Origin of the sequence: Spongiactinospora sp. TRM90649 (assembly GCF_029382225.1) — a bacterium.
Lineage (GTDB): Bacteria > Actinomycetota > Actinomycetes > Streptosporangiales > Streptosporangiaceae > Spongiactinospora.
Genome location: NZ_JARLTC010000020.1, coordinates 94963 through 110887, shown reverse-complemented (window position 1 = coordinate 110887; position 15925 = coordinate 94963). Strand labels below are relative to the sequence as shown.

Sequence of the window (15925 nt, the reverse complement as noted above, 5' to 3'; positions counted from 1 at the left end):
GATCACCGATATTCGCCGGATCGGCGTCAGCGGTGATCCCTTCGCCGGGGAGAGGGAGAAAATCGGATCTTCACTGTGAGTTGAGCGCCCAGACGAGCTCCGCGAGGGCGAGCGGGCCTCCGGGAGATCCGGCCCGGGCGGCCCCGCCGAGGGAACGCCGAGAAAAGCCGAGCGGATAAGCCGACCGCACTCCGCGTTGCGAGTTTTCCTCCGATCCGCTCAGCGCTTTTCACACCTACACCCTCGATAGCGACATAACCACAGCGAGTTATCCACACCCCTTGATCGGGCTCCGCGAAGTTATCCACAGATCACTCTTTGGGCTGCTCGCAGGGCCGCGCGGCATGCGATTCTGACGACCGCGCGGCGGCGATCGGCCACTTCGGCCGGAAAGTCGATCAGTCCAGCAATTCGATCGAGCGGATCAGGAGGAGCGCTGTGTCCGACCCCCAGAGCGCGGATGAGCCCATGACAGACGCGACCGAAACGGCTGAGACGGCGGCCGGCACCGACGCGGCGAACGAGGCGGACATAGTCGATGAAGCGGATGAAGCGGAGGAGTCAGGCCCGTGCGAGGTGGTCCGGCCAAGGTTGAAGCCCGCCCTGCGGCGGATCGCCCGCGACGACCGCACCATCCAGTTCGGCCTCCATCCGCAGCGCATATCCGTGCTGCACGACGTCGAGCCCCCGGTGCTCCGCGTGATCGAGAGCCTCGACGGCACGCGTGAGCTGCACCAGGTCGTCAAGGACGCCACGAAGGAAGGCCTTCGGGAAGACCAGACCCACACCCTCATCGGCATGCTGTTCCGCCGCGGCGTGCTCGACGACGCCGCGGCCCGGCCGACGCCCCTGCGCTCCCTCACTATGGCCGAGCGCGACCGGCTGCAGCCCGACCTCGACGCGATCTCCCTGCTCCCCGGCACCACCGACGGCGGCTTCTCGGTGCTGGAGCGCAGGCGGGCGGCGCAGGTCCGGCTCTACGGCGCCGGACGGGTGGGCGCCCAGGTCGCGGCGCTGCTCGCGGCCTCGGGAGTGGGTAACCTGTGCGTGGACGACACGACGACGGCACGGGCGCGCGACATCGTTCCAGGCGGGCTCGGCTGGCCGGCGGTGGGCGAGTCCCGGCAGAACGGCACGGTCGCGATGGTGCGCGTCATGGCGCCCGGCGTCAACGCCTGGACCTCGGCGTCGGCCCCGCGGCCGGCCGACCGGGGGCGTGGCCCCGACCTGGCGATCCTTGCTCCGGCAGAACCGCTCGACCATGTCATGGTGGGCGACCTGCTCGACGCCGGGACCCCGCACCTGCTGGTCAGCGCGTTCGAGGGGTTCGGGTCCATCGGGCCGCTGGTCGTGCCCGGCAGTACGGCGTGCCTGCGCTGCATGGAGCTGACGCGCCGCGACCGCGATCCGGAGTGGCCGACGGTGAGCGCCCGGTTGGGCGGCTACCCCGCCGGTGAGGTCGCTTGCGACACGGTCACCTCCGCCTGGGTCGCCGCCGCGGCCGCCGCCCAGGCCCTGATGTGGATCGACGACACGAGGAGCAATGTGATGAACGGCACACTCGATGTCGTGCCGGAGTGGGGCTGGCGGCGGCGATCCTGGAGAATCCACCCAAAATGTCGTTGTGCCCGAAACGAGTTGGTTTAGCGACAATAGTGATATTAACGACCCGGGCCTGACAGGCGGCCGACCGGCCTGCCCGACGGCGGACGGCACCGCCGTGCGGGGCGTGCGAGAAGTTCGAAGGGAGGTAGTGGTGTCGGTGCCCGAGACACGCCGCCGCGACACCGCGAAGACAGGTGAGTGACCTTCCACGCCGTGCCGTGACACGCTCGGCCAAACTGGCGACCCTTCCCCTCAGTTTCGCCGGCCGAACGGCCCTCGGCATCGGCAAGCGCATCGGAGGGAAATCCGCCGAGATCGTCGCGCAGGAGATACAGCAACGCACCGCCGACCAGATCTTCAAGGTCCTCGGCGAGCTCAAGGGCGGGGCGATGAAGCTCGGCCAGGCGCTGTCCATCTTCGAGGCCGCGCTGCCCGCCGAGATCGCCGGGCCGTATCGCGCGACCCTCACCAAACTCCAGGACGCCGCTCCCCCACTGCCCGCCTCAGTGGTGCACCGCGTGCTCGCCGAGCAACTCGGCGACGACTGGCGGGAGAACTTCCTGTCCTTCGACGACCGGCCCACCGCGGCGGCGTCCATCGGACAGGTCCACCGGGCGACCTGGCACGACGGCCGCGCCGTCGCCGTCAAGGTGCAGTACCCCGGCGCGGGCAAGGCACTGCTCTCCGACTTCAACCAGCTCGCCCGGCTCGGCAAGCTGTTCGGCGTGCTGCTGCCCGGCCTCGACATCAAGCCGCTCCTCGGCGAACTGCGCGACCGCGTCGCCGAAGAGCTCGACTACTTCAACGAGGCCGAGGCCCAGCACGCCTTCGCCACCGAGTTCGCCGACGACCCCGACTTCCACGTCCCCGACGTGATCGCGGTCAACGAGCAGGTCCTGGTCACCGAATGGCTCGACGGCACGCCGCTGTCCCGGGTCATCACCGAGAGCGACAAGGCCGAGCGCGACCGGGCCGGGCTGCTGCTGGTCCGGTTCCTCTTCTGCTCCCCCGCACGGGTCGGCATGCTCCACGCCGATCCCCACCCCGGCAACTTCCGGATCACCCCCGACGGCCGCCTGGGCGTCCTCGACTTCGGCGCGGTCAACCGCCTGCCCGACGGCTATCCCCCCATGTTCGGCACCCTGACCCGCATCTTCAACCAGGGCGACATGGACTCCGTGGTCGAAGGCCTGCGCAATGAGGGCTTCATCCGCGACCACATCACCATCGACCCCGATGCCCTGCGCGGCTTCCTCGCCCCGTACGTGGAACCTACCCGCGTCGAGGAGTTCACCTTCAGCCGCGAATGGCTCCAGCGACAGGCCGCCACGGTCGCCGACCTCCGCCCGACCAACGTGGTCCGCCACCTCAACCTGCCCCCGTCCTACATGCTCATCCACCGCGTCCACGCCGCCGGAATCGGAGTGCTGTGCCAACTCGGCACCACGGCCCGCTTCCGCGACGAGGTCATCACCTGGGTCCCCGGCTTCGCCGACGAACCCGGCCCCGGCCCCCAGCCCGAACCCGTCGCCACCGGCTGACCCCGCCCGCCCCCGACCAAGACCACACCGCAAGGGCTCTCGCTGAGCTCGGACTCTTCTTCATGGTGTCGGGCTTCGCCCGACGCTCGCGCCGGGCGTCGCTCTCCTGCGAGTTCCGGTGCCGTTTCCCAGCACGCCCAGGTCAGTAGGCGGGAAGACCGCGGCGTCCGGGGAGCACGATGTCGGGGCCGACCGGGCTCCCGGATGATCGGCACTCACGAGCGCATCGGCCACCACCACGGCACCCCTCGCGGAAGCCGCCGCGTTGGGCCGACCGGCCCGCCGCGCGACTGCTCGGGCATTCCTCGATGCGGTGATCACTTCAGCCGTCGTGATCCGGCACCCGGCTCACGTTCGCGATCTGATCAGAGCCGCCGGGAAGACGATCGGCGCTTACGGCGAAGTACGGTCGATGGCCAATTCACCGACCAGGAAGACCTCCGCCGATGACAGAAGCAGCGACGTGACCGTCAACGTGAGCGAGGAAGAAGCCGATGCCGATCTCGGTGACCGCCTGCGATCGGAGCCGGAACGGTTCACGGCCGTGCATCACCGCTATTTCCGCGACATCTACCGCTACGCGGCCGGACGACTGGATGCGCAGACGGCCGAGGACATAGCCGCCGAGACATTTCTGACCGCCTTCGACCAGCGTGACGAGTTCGATCCGGAACGCGGTGCCCTGCGCCCCTGGTTGTTCGGCATCGCCACCAACCTGATAGCCCGGCACCGCCGTAAGGAGGCCCGGCACTACGCGGCGCTGAGCCGCGTCGCCCGTGAACCGGACACCGAGGGACCCGAGAACCGCATCCTGGCCTCGGTCACCGCCCAGCGCATGCAGCCGCACTTGGCCAAGGCCATGGCCGAACTGTTGCCCGGCGAGCGCGACGTGCTGCTGCTCATCGCACTCGCTCAGCTCAGCTATGAGGAAGTGGCCGAAGCACTCGCCATCTCCTCCGGCACCGTGGGCTCACGGCTCAGCCGCGCCCGCCTCAAACTTCGAAAGTTCATTGATCAGGAGGCCGTCCATGGATGACCTGCAGACTCTCGCCACGCTACTGGCCGCGCCCGAGCCTTCATCCCAGGCCGCAGAGCGTAGTCTGCACCGACTCCAGCGGCGGATGCGTCGCGTCCCGCGCTCTCACCGGACCAGATGGCTCGCGGTAGGAGTGGGCATGGCCGCCGCCACCGCCATCGTCGTCTCCAGCATGAGTGCGCCGACAGCCGCTCCGAACGGCCCGCCGTCCGCATCCGTTCGGTTTACGGCCGGTCAGATTCTGCTGGCCGCCGCCGCCAGTGCGGAGCGCCTGCCGGAAGGCTCGGGCGACTACTGGTACGTCGGATTCAGCTTGGATGACGGTCCTCCGGGGCATCAAACGTGGACCGCCCGTGACGGCCGTTCCTGGGTCAAGAGAAGAGATGAGCCGCTCGCGGAACTGGGCTTGCCGCCGACCCCGTTTCGTCTGGGGGGGCTGGATGTCAGCTTTGAGCAACTTCACGAGCTGCCTTCCGAGCCTGCGGCGCTGATGGACTGGATCGACGATCGCCTGAAGCGTGGCGAGGGCGGGAATGCCGCCGGTCCGCTGAACGCCGCCGATAGGGCTCGTAGAGTCCTACAAGGCTTGGTCTCCCTGGTCACGGCGCTCCCTGCCACGCCCGCGGTCCGAGCCGCGTCATTCCGCGCTCTGGCCACATATCCAGGAGTCGAACCCCTCGGTGCGGTCGACGGCGGACAGGGACTGCTGATTCCCTCCGAATTTGAGACCAAGAGCTCACATGTGCGACTGGTCGTCGATCCCGAGACCTCTCGGGTGCGGAACACCAGCTTTTTCGTCCTCCCTGATGGAGGCGTGGCCTTTGACGTGAGCGCGCCGGTGACCTTCGAGGCGCGATGGACCGACAGTCTCCCCGCCGGCGACTGAACGCCTGATGTGAGCCGCGAGCTCGGGGGTGCCGCGCTGCGGTTCGGGGACACTCGCGGGGCGCACGGGCACGGGGTAGGGCACGCCGAAGGCCGGGTGAGGGGTTGCTCACCCGGCCTTCGGGTCGGGGGCCGGGGCGGGTGCCGTCCCGGCCGGAGTGATGGAAGACGATCGGGCAGGTGCTGCCCGACGAGAGTGGTGAAAAGCGATCGGGCGTGTCCCGGCCCCATGCGGGGCCGGGACACAAGGCTCAGCTCAGGCGGAGCAGGGCCTGGCGCAGGCGGGCCGAAGCCCGCTCGGCGTCGCGGCGGGCGCGGCGCACGCGCCGGATTTGGGAGACCATGCGTTGCTCCTCCGCCTCTTGGTGCAGGGAACGTATTCGGTCCCGCACCAGCTCCTCAAACATGGAGGGGATCTCGTTGCTCCGACCGATGAAGCCGCTCATTGTGGTGGTCCTTTCGAAAATGCTGAATTGTCGGTGGTCGCGGAAAGTCAGGCGGCGACCGGGGTCTTACGCGGACGCCCGCGAGGCCGCTTGCGGGGAACCACGGTTCCCCTGAGGATGAGCTCGCCGCCCCAGACGCCCCATGGCTCGCCGCGCTCAAGCGCGCGGGCCAGGCAGGTCTTCTGGATGGGGCAGCCTCCGCAGAGCGCCTTAGCGAACTCGACGTCTTCCGGAGACTCGGCGAACCACAGGTCGGGCTCGGAACGACACGGGATGTCGGCTTCGTCGATCAGGTCCATGATCGGCTTGGCCCCCATCTGAGTCACCTCTCTGAATTGTCAGTTGATCTGCTGGGTTTACCTCTTGAGGTGGGGGTCAGGAGTGCGGAAATAAGTAAGGCCGCGGATCCTGTCTGCGGATCCGCGGCCCTGGAGGCTTTCTGCCGGTCAGGTCTTGACCGGATCTCTCCAGGGATGCGAACCACGCAGGCCACCATTGGCGAAGTGGTAGTCGTGGTCGGTCGGCTGCTGCCCTCTGCCGGTCACCGCGACCGGAAGGCCCTCGACGCCGGGCAGGTAGGCGGTCGGGGCGGCCGTACGCTCAAGGCGCGCGTACGACGGCATGACGCGGACAGACTTCTCCTGCCGCAGTTTGGCCGGGCCATCGGCGAGCCTCACGGTCAAAGCTCCGGTGGGCACGGCACTGACGGGGCACGCGGACATGAGCCACGCCGACGGCATCGTGTTGATAATCACCGGGGACTCACCTCCGCTCAGGGGAAACTTTCCGACTAGCTGATCTTGCTGATGAAGTCGGCCGGACATGAGCGTCCGACTCGCTTGACCATGACCCTAAACCCCAGCACCGCGACCGGGCAACATATTTTCGACCTGCACTTTTACGTGTCGAGCACGCGGATCATGCACTCCTGAACCACCGATACCACGAGATCGCCTGACTCCGTGAACATCTGTCCGCGGGCGAGCCCGCGGGCGGACCCGGACCACGGTGATTCCTGCGCGTAGAGGAGCCATTGGTCGGCCCTGAACGGGCGGTGGAACCACATCGCGTGGTCCAGCGAGGCTCCCATGATCGGCGAGGTGCCCCAGGCCAGCCCGTGGGCCAGCAGCACGGTGTCGACGAGGGTGTAGTCGGAGGCGTAGGCGGCGAGCACGATGTGCAGCAGCGGGTCGTCGGGCAGGTCGGCGTCGTAGCGGAACCACACCTGGTTCTCGGACCCGACCAGCGCGGGGTCGCGCTGGGCCTCCCAGGTCAGCGGGGTGACATAGCGGGCGTCGACCGGACGCGGGGCCTCCAGTGCCACCCGCGCCTCGGCCTCGTCGCCGAGCAGGTCGCGCACCCGCCGCTGGACGGTGGGCAGGGTCTCGGGCCTGGGCACCTGGGGCATCGGGGCCGCCTGGTGGGAGACGCCCGGCTCGTCGATGTGGAAGGAGGCGGACATCGTGAAGATGGGCCTGCCGTGCTGGATGGCGACGACCCTGCGGGTGGTGAACGACCGGCCGTCGCGCTGGCGATCGACGTTGTAGACGATCGGCACGGACGGGTCGCCCGGCCGGATGAAGTAGGCGTGCAGCGAGTGCACCTGCCGGTCGGACGGCACCGTACGGCCCGCCGCGACCAAGGCCTGCGCCGCCACCTGCCCGCCGAAGACCCGCTGGATGCGTTCCTTGGGGCTGCGCCCCCGGAAGATGTCCAGCTCGATCTGCTCCAGGTCGAGCAGGTCGAGCAGTTCCTTCAGGGCCTCGTTCACGTAGCCGATCCTCCTACTCGCCCGCAGGATCTCCCGCAGGCTCATCTGCGGGCTCCCCCGCCGCGCGGCACATGGAGAGCACAGCCTCGCCGTACCGATCCAGTTTGACTCGTCCGATACCAGGGATCATCAGGAGGTCGGCCTCGGTGGCGGGAACCCGTTCGGCTATGGCCTGGAGGGTCACGTCCGTGAAGATCACGTAGGCGGGGACCTTCGCCTCCTTGGCCGAGGCGCCGCGCCACGCCTTCAGTCTCTCCAGCAGTTCCTCGTCGTAGTCGGACGGGCAGGTGCCGCACCGGCCGAGCTTCTGCTCCGCCCCGGTCACCAGGGTCCTGCCGCACACACGGCAGCTCACCGGAGCCGCGATGGAACGGCGGTCGCGCCCGGAGGAGGCCGCGCGCGGGGGCGCGGAGGGACGGCCGGTCAAGCCGTCGAGGAAGCGCGAGGGCCGCCTGCTCTTGCGCCCGCCCGCCGACCGGGCCAGCGCCCACGACAGGTGAAGGTGCGCGCGGGCGCGCGTGACGCCGACGTAGAGCAGCCGGCGCTCCTCCTCGATCTGTTCTGGCGACTCCGCCTCGCGATACGGCATCACGCCGTCGACGAGCCCCACCAGGAACACGGCGTCCCACTCCAGGCCCTTGGCCGAGTGCAGGGAGGCGAGGGTCACCCCTTCGAGCGGCGGGGCGTGCTGCTCGCTGGCCCGGCGCTCCAGCTCGGCCACGAACGCGGGCAGGTCGGCCCCCTTGGCGGCGAGATCCTCCGCCAGCTCGGCCAGCGCCTTGAGCGACTCCCACCGCTCCCGCGCCTTGCCGCCGTCGGGCGGCTGCGGGGTGAGGCCCTTGCTCCCCAGGATGTGGTGGACGGTCGGGGCCAGCGGGTCGTCGGCCGTCGCGGACCTGGCGGCCCCGCGCAACAGCACGATGGCCTCGCGCACCTCGGGCCGCTCGAAGAACCGCGCCGCGCCGCGCAGCAGGTACGGCACTCCCGCCGCGGAGAACGCCTCCTCGTACGCCTCCGACTGGGCGTTGATCCGGAACAGCACGGCGATCTCGCGGGGGGACACCCCCGAGTCGATCAGCTTGCGCGCCGCCTTGGCCACGCCCTCGGCCTCGCTGGGCTCGTCGTCGAACTCGGCGAAGACCGGCTCGGGACCCTCCGGACGCTGGGCCACCAGCTCCAGCCGGTGCGGCGACCTGGCCTTGGCCAGCACCTTGTTGGCCAGCCCGACCACCTGCGGGGTGGAGCGGTAGTCGCGGATGAGCGTGATCACCGGCGCCTGGGGGTGCTCCACGACGAAGCCGGTGAGGTAGCGCGGGGTCGCCCCGGTGAAGGAGTAGATCGTCTGGTTGGGGTCGCCGACCACGCACAGGTCGTCGCGCCCGCCGAGCCAGGTGTCGAGCAGCAGCTTCTGCAGGGGGTTGACGTCTTGGTACTCGTCGACCACGAAGTAGCGGTACTGCTGCCTGATCTGGGCGGCGACCTCGCGGTGCTCGGTCATCACCGCGGCGGTGAGCTCCAGGATCGTCTCGAAGTCGATCAGGTGGCGCTCGCGGCGGATCTGCTCGTAGGCGTCGTAGAGGCGGGCGACCTCTTCGGGGGGCAGCGGCGACTTGCGGCCGGCCTTCGCCGCCAGGTCTGCGTAGTCTTCGGGCGTGACCTGGGTGACCTTGGCCCACTCGATCTCGGCGGCGACGTCGCGTAGCTCGGACTTGTCGGGATTTCTGCGGACTCGGCGGTAGGCGGCGTTCAGCACCGGCACCTTGGACTCGATGATCGAGGGCAGCTCCCCGCCGATCACCCTCGGCCAGAAGTAGCCGAGCTGGCGCAGCGCCGCCGCGTGGAAGGTGCGCGCCTGCACCCCCGGCACGCCGAGCGAGCGCAGCCGCTGGCGCAGCTCGCCCGCCGCGCGTGTGGTGAATGTCACCGCGAGGACGGCCGACGGCTCGACCACTCCGGTGTGGACGGCATAGGCGATGCGATGGGTGATCGCGCGCGTCTTGCCCGTGCCGGCGCCCGCCAGGACGCACACCGGACCACGCGTGGCCTCGGCGACCGCGCGCTGCTCGGGGTCAAGCCCCGCCAGAACGTCATCGGGCTCCACGCGATCTCCTTACGCGCGTCGAACAGGTCTGCAGCGACCATCCTTTCAGTGATCGCGGCCGGCTCGCTCCGGTTCGGAGATCGCCTGTGGATAACCACTGATCGCGTCAGGATGCGAAAACCTGTGGGTGTACCCCACAATGTTGGCGACCATTCCTTGGGGAGGATGAGAATCGTGCGGACTGTGCTGACCGCGGGTGCCCTCGCTCTGGCCGCAGCCGTACTGCCGGCCACTCCGGTCCTCGCGCCCGCCGCGGCGGCCACGTCGAGCCCGGTTCCGCCGCCGGTGCCGATCCCGCCGGGGCAGACGCCGACCGACCCGCCGACCTCCGCGCCGACCGAGTTCCCCGAGGTCACCGACGCGGTGAGCAGAACCGTCGCGTACGGCAAGCACCGCCGCCAGAGGATGGACGTCTCCCGCCTGCCCGGCACCGCCCCCCGTCCCGGCGTGTTCCTGCTGCACGGCGGATGGTGGTCCAGCGGCGACAAGCGGTCGATGTCGTCGATCGCCCGCGGTTACGTGGCCCAGGGATACACGGTCTTCAACGTCAACTACCGCCTCTCCTCCGACGCCGCCTGGCCCGCCCAGCGCACCGACGCGCTCACCGCCGTCGCCACCGCCAAGCGCCACGCCGCCCGTCTCGGCTTCGACCCCGCCAACTACGTCATCGTCGGCTTCTCCGCGGGCGGTCACATCGCCGCCGCCGTCGGCACCTACGGCGACGGCATGCCGGGCCTCAAGGGCGTCGTCGGCCTCTCGCCGGTGGTCTCCCCCCTGACCGCCTACGCCGACGGCGCGGGCAGCACCGACGTGGCCAAGCGCAGGCTGCGGACCGCCGCGATCAAGCTCGCCGGCGGCTGCGGGCCGAGCGGTAAGTGCGAGAGGATCTGGGCGAGCATGGAGGTGCCGTGGCACGCCAGCCGGGGCGACGCGCCGATGCTCGCGGTGCACTCCCAGGACGAGTTCGTGCCGCCCGCCCAGAGCGAACTGCTGAAGGAGCAGCTCAGGCAGGTGGGCGTGCCGATGGCGGTGCGTGTTGTGCCCGGAACCGGCCACTCATCCGCCCTGTACGCCCTGGCCAGCGTGTCGGCCGGGGTGTATGAGTGGGTCGGGGGCATGCTTCGCCCGGGAAGATGAGCGACCTTCGTTTTGTTGCCAATGAGCGGCCGACCTTCACCCCCCCGAGGTACCCGCACACGAAGGGAAGTACGCGGACATGGCGCTGACGGTCTACACCACCAGCTGGTGCGGCCCCTGCAAGCGGCTCAAGAGCCAGCTCACGCGGGAGGGCATCAGCTACCAGGAGATCGACATCGAGCGGGACACAAAGGGCGCCGAGCTCGTGATGAGCGTCAACAACGGCAACATGACGGTGCCGACCGTGGTCTTCCCCGACGGCACGGCGATGACCAACCCTTCCGTCATCCAGGTGAAGGCCAGGATGGCGGCCATCTGAGCGCGACGGCCGTCACCGGGGGCTGATCACCAGTCGCCGGTGAGCCGCTCGCCGTACCAGGTCTCGATCAGGCGCCGCGCGATCGAGACCTCGGGCGGCAGGCGTACCTCTCCCGCGCGCAGAGCGGCGGCGAGTTCGTCCCGGCTGTACCAGCGGGCCTCGACGATCTCGTCCGCGTCGGGCCGGATCTCCGTGGAGACGGCCCGCGCGAAGAAGCCGAGCATGAGGCTGCGCGGGAACGGCCACGGCTGGCTGCCCAGGTAACGCGGGCCCTCGACGGTGACGCCCACCTCTTCGGCGACCTCGCGGATCACGGCGTGCTCCAGCGATTCCCCCGGCTCGACGAACCCGGCGAGCACCGAGAAGCGGCCCTCGGGCCACTGGGGACCGCGGGCGAGCAGGCAGCGGTCGTCCTCGTCGTGCACCAGCATGATCACCGCAGGGTCCACGCGAGGGAAGTGCTGACTGCCGTCGGCGGGACATACCCGCATGTGTCCCCCGGCCCTGACCTCGGTCGGGCCGCCGCACTGCGGACAGAACTCGTGGGTCGCGTGCCATGCTTCCAGCGCGACCGCGTAGACCATCAGGCCGGCGTCGCGGTCGCCCAGCAGCATGCCCACCTGGCGCAGCCCCACCGGGATGGTGTGGCCCTCCTCAAGGTCGGCCGCCTTGACCGGCGGTACGGCCCGGACCTGGCGCCGGTTCGCATGGTTCTCCATCGCGACGGGCACGCCGGGAAGCGGCCCGGCGAAGGCGAAGTAGGCGATCCCCTCGGAATCGACGCCCAGGAGGTAGCGCTCGCCCTGCGGCAGCTCGGTAGGCGCGTGGTAGACGATCGCGGTGTCGTCACCGGTACGCCTGACCAGGGTTCTCCCCTGCTCGATCACCATCACTCGGGTGGCCTGGTCGTCCCAGGCCCGTGCGAGCCACTTTGCGTCGTTCCGCAGCGCCGCCGACCTGTCGATGGCACTGCGCGCGAGCAGCAGCGGTCCCAGGAGTTCTTCGTCTGCCAAGATCCCCAACGCGTTCCACCCCTTTTGCCTCGCCTATCCTACGCCGCGCAAAAGATGGCATTTCGCGGTTGACGCGCCTGGGCCCCCTCGTCGGCGGCCTTGGAGAATCAAGGACGAGGGAGCCCAGGGCGTACCCGAGGTGGCGGCCCCGGGAGTCATCGGGTTGATCAGTGGATGCCGGGTGATCAGCGGGTGCGAGGTGCGTGTCGCCGCTGCCGTTTGGGTCACCGCTGTCCTTTGGGTCACCGTGTCGGGTGCGGCGCACGCACCGAGCACCAGGGCCGCCGCGACGGTGACCCCGGCGGCTTTTCGGCTTGCCGTACGACGAGCGGGACGCTCGGCCATCGGCCCGAACAGGGACAACCACTGCCGGGGCACCCGGACCCACACCTTTCGCCGGTGATGAGACTCACCCGGCAGGCAGCGGCGGGAGGGGGACGTGTCCGAGTATGGGCGAGCCTGGGGCTCCTGCGAAGTGGGGAACCGGCCGGACGGGTTTTGGGGGCGGTGCCCGCGCCGGAGGCCGCGTGGATGCGAGGGCGGGGCTCCGGGGCCGTCAACGGGCAGATCGTCGGACGGCTCGGCGGGCAGACCGGGAACGCCGTCCGGCCGGCGCATGGTCAGCTCTCCGATCCGAGCCTGCGCCTCACCCACAAGCCGCCGCCCGCCAGGGCGGCAAGCCCGGCGAGTCCGGCCAGACCGGCCACCAGGCCGCCGGGAAGGCTCTCGGAGGAGGCTGCGACGGGGGTCGAGGCACCGGCGTCGGTCACCGCCGACGTGCCCCCCGCACCCGTGTCCACGCCGCCCTGGGGCGCCGTGGCGTCGTCGTCTCGGGAACCCTCGGTGCTCGCGGCGTCCGAGGTGTCGTCGTTGGAGTCGTAGTGGGACGCCGAGGCGGCACCAAGACGTACCCGGCCATCATCGCCGTTGTCGTCATCACCGTCGCCGCCGGTGTCGTCACCGTTGTCGTCGCCGTCGCCGTTGTCGTCGCCCTTGTCGTCGCCGTTGTCGTCTCCGCGCAGCGCCACCTTGCCGGCGCCCGCACGGTCGTCGGTGTCGTCACCACGCCGGTCGTCGACGTCCCCGCGCAGCGCCACCCGCCCGGTGCGCGCGCCGTCGTCCTCGCCGTCCTCGGGGTCTTCCCCGTCGTCGTCACCGTCGTCGTCATCGTCCAGGGCCGGGACGGCAAGGCGCTCGTCCCCCCGAGGCAGGACTACCGCGCCTTGCGACGCTTCCTCCTCAACCGTGACGTCATCGGGCGGCGCGACGGCTTCGGTGTCATCGACCTGGGCGGTCACGGGCGACTCCGGTGGCGGCGCCGCCACCGCAGGTTGGGCCAGGGTCGCCCCCACGGCTCCGAGGCCCAGGGTGATGGAAACCGCCGTGAGAGCGCGGCGCAGTTCCATGGTCATCTATGGCTCCTGTCGTATCCCGCGGTCCTCCCGCGGCTCCTCCCAGCCTGTGGGCGGGCGGTGAGGAGCCCATGAGGGCCGTATGAGAGGTCTGCCATCCATCCGGGCCCCGGCACGGCCCACCCGGCGTCAGAACCCCTTGGCATTCACAAAGGTCACCATGCCCACGCCAGGTCTCACCCTCCGGAGAGGCGTGAATTCTGCCTGACGGAGTCCACCCGACCTGCGCTTACAGCACTCGGGGGGACAGCACCGCACTCCGATCTCCGACAGAAAGATCCGCCTTTCTCCATACGCAGGGGTGTCCTCCACCAGAGGCACGGCGGCGAAAGACGGCCTGTTCGCACAGGTCACGGAGCCCATCGCGGCGCCCGCCTCAGCCACCATTACTTGGACGCTCTCCCATACGCCCCACGCGGAAATGGGACGCGCCGCCGAATGGCTTATTCAATGCCATTCAAATCCCGACTCAGCCGGTGGCGACAGCGTCGGGCGAAGCCCGACACAGAAACACAGACCGAGCGCAGCGAGGCCCATTGGGCGGATACCGGCGGACGGGAGGGGAGGGGGTGTGGGGGGTTAGGCGCGAAGGCGGTAGCCGGTGCCTCGGACGGTTTGGATGCGGTGGGAGCCGATTTTGCGGCGGAGGTAGCGGACGTACACGTCGACCACGTTGGAGCCCGGGTCGAAGTCGAAGCCCCACACGTGGCTGAGCAACTGCTCGCGGGTGAGGACCTGGTCGGGGTGGCGGAAGAAGACCTCGGCGAGGGCGAACTCGCGGGTGGAGAGGTCGACCGATCGGCCGGCCGCGTTGACGCGGCGGGCGCGCAGGTCGAGGGACATGTCGCCGACCCGCAGGACCGTCACCTCCGGGACGCGGTCGCCGCGCAGGCGCAGGCGGACGCGGGCGAGCAGTTCCTCGAAGGCGAACGGCTTGGCGATGTAGTCGTCGGCGCCGCCCGACAGGCCCGCCACCGTGTCGGCGACGCTGTCGCGGGCGGTGAGGATGATGACCGGGATCGGGGTCCTGGTCTCGCGGAGCCGCCGCAGCACGGTGAAGCCGTCGCGCAGCGGCAGCCCGATGTCCAGGATGAGCAGGTCGAACCGTCCGCTGGACGCGTACTCGCAGGCCGCCACGCCGTCCTCGACGACGGTCGTCGCGAACCCGTTGCCGCGCAGCCCCTTCTCCAGGAACGACGCGATGCGCTGTTCGTCCTCCGCGATCAGAATCCGGTTCATCGGGGCTCCATCATGATCTCGATCGGGTCCGGCTCCTCGCCTGCTCCGTCTCGGCGCGCGTTCTCGAACGGGATGCCGATGACGAACAGCGCGCCTCCGCCGTCCGCGCTCACCACGTGGACGTCGCCGCCGTGGGCCTCGGCGATGGAGCGGACGATGGCGAGGCCCAGCCCGGCCCCCTCGTGCGTACGGCCGCCGCCGCGCACGAACCTGGCGAAGATCCGTTCGCGGTCCTGCACCCGGACGCCGGGGCCGCTGTCGCGCACCCACAGCACCACCTCGGCCCCCCGTACGGCGGAGCCGACCGCCACGAGGTCGCCCACCTGCGTGTGGCGTACCGCGTTGGCGATGAGCTGCATCATGGCCTGGGTGAGCCGCTGCCCGTCGGCCCTGATCGAGGCGTCGGCGACCTCTTCCACCCGCCAGGTCCGCTCGCCGAGCGGGCGGGCCTTGGCGAGCACGCTGACCGTGAGGTCGGCCAGTTCGACGTCGTCGAGCGCGAGGAACCCGGGTTGTTCGGCCTTGGCCAGGGTGAGCAGGTCGTCCACGATCCGGTTCATCCGGATCAGTTCGTCGGTGACCAGCGCGATCGTCTCCGCGCGGTCTTCCGGTTCGTCGCCCATCAGCTCCAGGTGGCCCCGGATGACGGTGATCGGGGTGCGGAGTTCGTGCCCGGCGTCGTCCACGAAGTCGCGCTGGACGGCGAAGGCCCGCTCCAGCCGGTCGAGCATGTGGTTGAAGGTCCCGGCGAGGGCGGCGACGTCGTCGTTGCCGGGCACGTTGAGCCGCCGGGTGAGGTCGCTGGAGTCGTTGATCCGCTCGGCCGCCTGGCGGACCAGGCGCACCGGCGCGAGCACCCGGCCGGCGACCAGCCATCCGGCCAGGCCCGCCATCACCAGCGAGACGACGGCGGTGACGGCCACCGCGCCCACGGCGTCCACGACCTCCTTCAGGTGATGGTCGTAGAAGATCGCGATGACGAACTGGCCGCGCTCGGCGCCGCTCTCGACCGGGATGACGGCGTAGCGGACCGTCCCGGCGGGGCTGTCGACCCAGTCGGCGAGCGGGGTGGTGGCCTGGGCGAGCCGGGTGACCAGGGCTTCGTCCGCGGTGAGGTCGGCGAGGGGACGCGCGTAGGAGCGGTGGCCGATCTCGCCGTTGACGATGCTGAAGAAGGTCTCGTAGGCGTCGGGCGCGTTGACCATGAGATGCCCGTCGAGCAGCGCCGACAGGTCGCCGACGGGCGTGTCGGCGGACTCGACGTAGTTGTTGAGCTTCGCCACCTCGTTGGTCAGTTCGGCGTTCACCCTGCCCTCCATGCGGGCGTGCAGGAGGGTCCAGGTCGCGAAGACGGACACGCCGAGGGCGAGGGCGACCACGAGGAGCATCCAGCCCACGATCCGGGCGCGGGCGCTCATCC

At 70.0% G+C, this 15925-nt stretch carries 14 protein-coding genes; 6 read left to right on the top strand and 8 right to left on the bottom strand.

Annotated features, from left to right (window positions below; translation table 11 throughout):
* Nucleotides 1-468: 468 nt before the first annotated feature.
* The 4 genes from P3X83_RS23315 (at nt 469) to P3X83_RS23300 (ending at nt 5068) form a co-directional block, all read left to right on the top strand.
* On the top strand, nt 469-1647 hold the full coding sequence (locus P3X83_RS23315; RefSeq protein ID WP_277307304.1) for a thiamine biosynthesis protein ThiF: 1179 nt from the start codon (nt 469-471) through the stop codon (nt 1645-1647).
* Nucleotides 1648-1799: 152 nt separating this feature from the next.
* Nucleotides 1800-3146 carry an AarF/ABC1/UbiB kinase family protein gene (locus tag P3X83_RS23310; protein WP_277307303.1) on the top strand — a complete coding sequence of 449 codons (1347 nt, stop codon included), beginning with the start codon at nt 1800-1802 and terminating at the stop codon, nt 3144-3146.
* A gap of 313 nt (nt 3147-3459) precedes the next feature.
* Nucleotides 3460-4182 carry an RNA polymerase sigma factor gene (locus P3X83_RS23305; RefSeq protein WP_346742737.1) on the top strand — a complete coding sequence of 241 codons (723 nt, stop codon included), beginning with the start codon at nt 3460-3462 and terminating at the stop codon, nt 4180-4182.
* Entirely contained in the window at nt 4070-5068 is a 999-nt protein-coding gene (locus P3X83_RS23300) for a CU044_5270 family protein (RefSeq protein WP_346742736.1), read from the top strand. Before P3X83_RS23305 ends, P3X83_RS23300 begins: the two co-directional genes overlap by 113 nt.
* Nucleotides 5069-5560: 492 nt before the next feature.
* Here P3X83_RS23300 and P3X83_RS23295 read toward each other — a convergent pair whose 3' ends face one another.
* The 4 genes from P3X83_RS23295 to P3X83_RS23280 all read right to left on the bottom strand — a co-directional run bounded on the left by P3X83_RS23295 (nt 5561) and on the right by P3X83_RS23280 (nt 9385).
* The gene (locus tag P3X83_RS23295; protein WP_277307301.1) at nt 5561-5830 is read right to left on the bottom strand and encodes a WhiB family transcriptional regulator; all 270 of its coding nucleotides are present in this window, start codon (nt 5828-5830) and stop codon (nt 5561-5563) included.
* Between the two features lie 129 nt (nt 5831-5959).
* Entirely contained in the window at nt 5960-6190 is a 231-nt protein-coding gene (locus P3X83_RS23290; protein WP_277307300.1) for a hypothetical protein, read from the bottom strand.
* Nucleotides 6191-6411: 221 nt separating this feature from the next.
* Nucleotides 6412-7329 (bottom strand): acyl-CoA thioesterase II, encoded by a 918-nt coding sequence (locus tag P3X83_RS23285; protein ID WP_277307299.1) that lies wholly within the window; start codon nt 7327-7329, stop codon nt 6412-6414.
* Nucleotides 7298-9385 (bottom strand): ATP-dependent DNA helicase UvrD2, encoded by a 2088-nt coding sequence (locus P3X83_RS23280; protein WP_277307298.1) that lies wholly within the window; start codon nt 9383-9385, stop codon nt 7298-7300. The genes P3X83_RS23285 and P3X83_RS23280 overlap by 32 nt, the downstream gene beginning before the upstream one ends.
* Before the next feature lie 174 nt (nt 9386-9559).
* On the opposite strand from P3X83_RS23280, the gene P3X83_RS23275 reads away from it, so the two are divergent.
* Nucleotides 9560-10522, top strand: coding sequence for an alpha/beta hydrolase (locus tag P3X83_RS23275; protein ID WP_277307297.1), 963 nt, complete (start codon nt 9560-9562; stop codon nt 10520-10522).
* Nucleotides 10523-10601: 79 nt separating this feature from the next.
* Nucleotides 10602-10841: a mycoredoxin gene (locus P3X83_RS23270; RefSeq protein ID WP_277307296.1), complete on the top strand. Its 240-nt coding sequence runs from the start codon at nt 10602-10604 to the stop codon at nt 10839-10841.
* 26 nt (nt 10842-10867) lie between these two features.
* Here the strand turns inward: P3X83_RS23270 and nudC are convergent, their stop codons facing one another.
* The 4 genes from nudC to P3X83_RS23250 all read right to left on the bottom strand — a co-directional run bounded on the left by nudC (nt 10868) and on the right by P3X83_RS23250 (nt 15923).
* On the bottom strand, nt 10868-11863 hold the full coding sequence (gene nudC / locus P3X83_RS23265; protein WP_277307295.1) for an NAD(+) diphosphatase: 996 nt from the start codon (nt 11861-11863) through the stop codon (nt 10868-10870).
* Between the two features lie 611 nt (nt 11864-12474).
* On the bottom strand, nt 12475-13266 hold the full coding sequence (locus P3X83_RS23260; RefSeq protein ID WP_277307294.1) for a hypothetical protein: 792 nt from the start codon (nt 13264-13266) through the stop codon (nt 12475-12477).
* 579 nt (nt 13267-13845) lie between these two features.
* Entirely contained in the window at nt 13846-14505 is a 660-nt protein-coding gene (locus P3X83_RS23255) for a response regulator transcription factor (protein ID WP_277307293.1), read from the bottom strand.
* Nucleotides 14502-15923, bottom strand: coding sequence for an ATP-binding protein (locus P3X83_RS23250; RefSeq protein WP_277307292.1), 1422 nt, complete (start codon nt 15921-15923; stop codon nt 14502-14504). The genes P3X83_RS23255 and P3X83_RS23250 overlap by 4 nt, the downstream gene beginning before the upstream one ends.
* Nucleotides 15924-15925 lie beyond the last annotated feature (2 nt).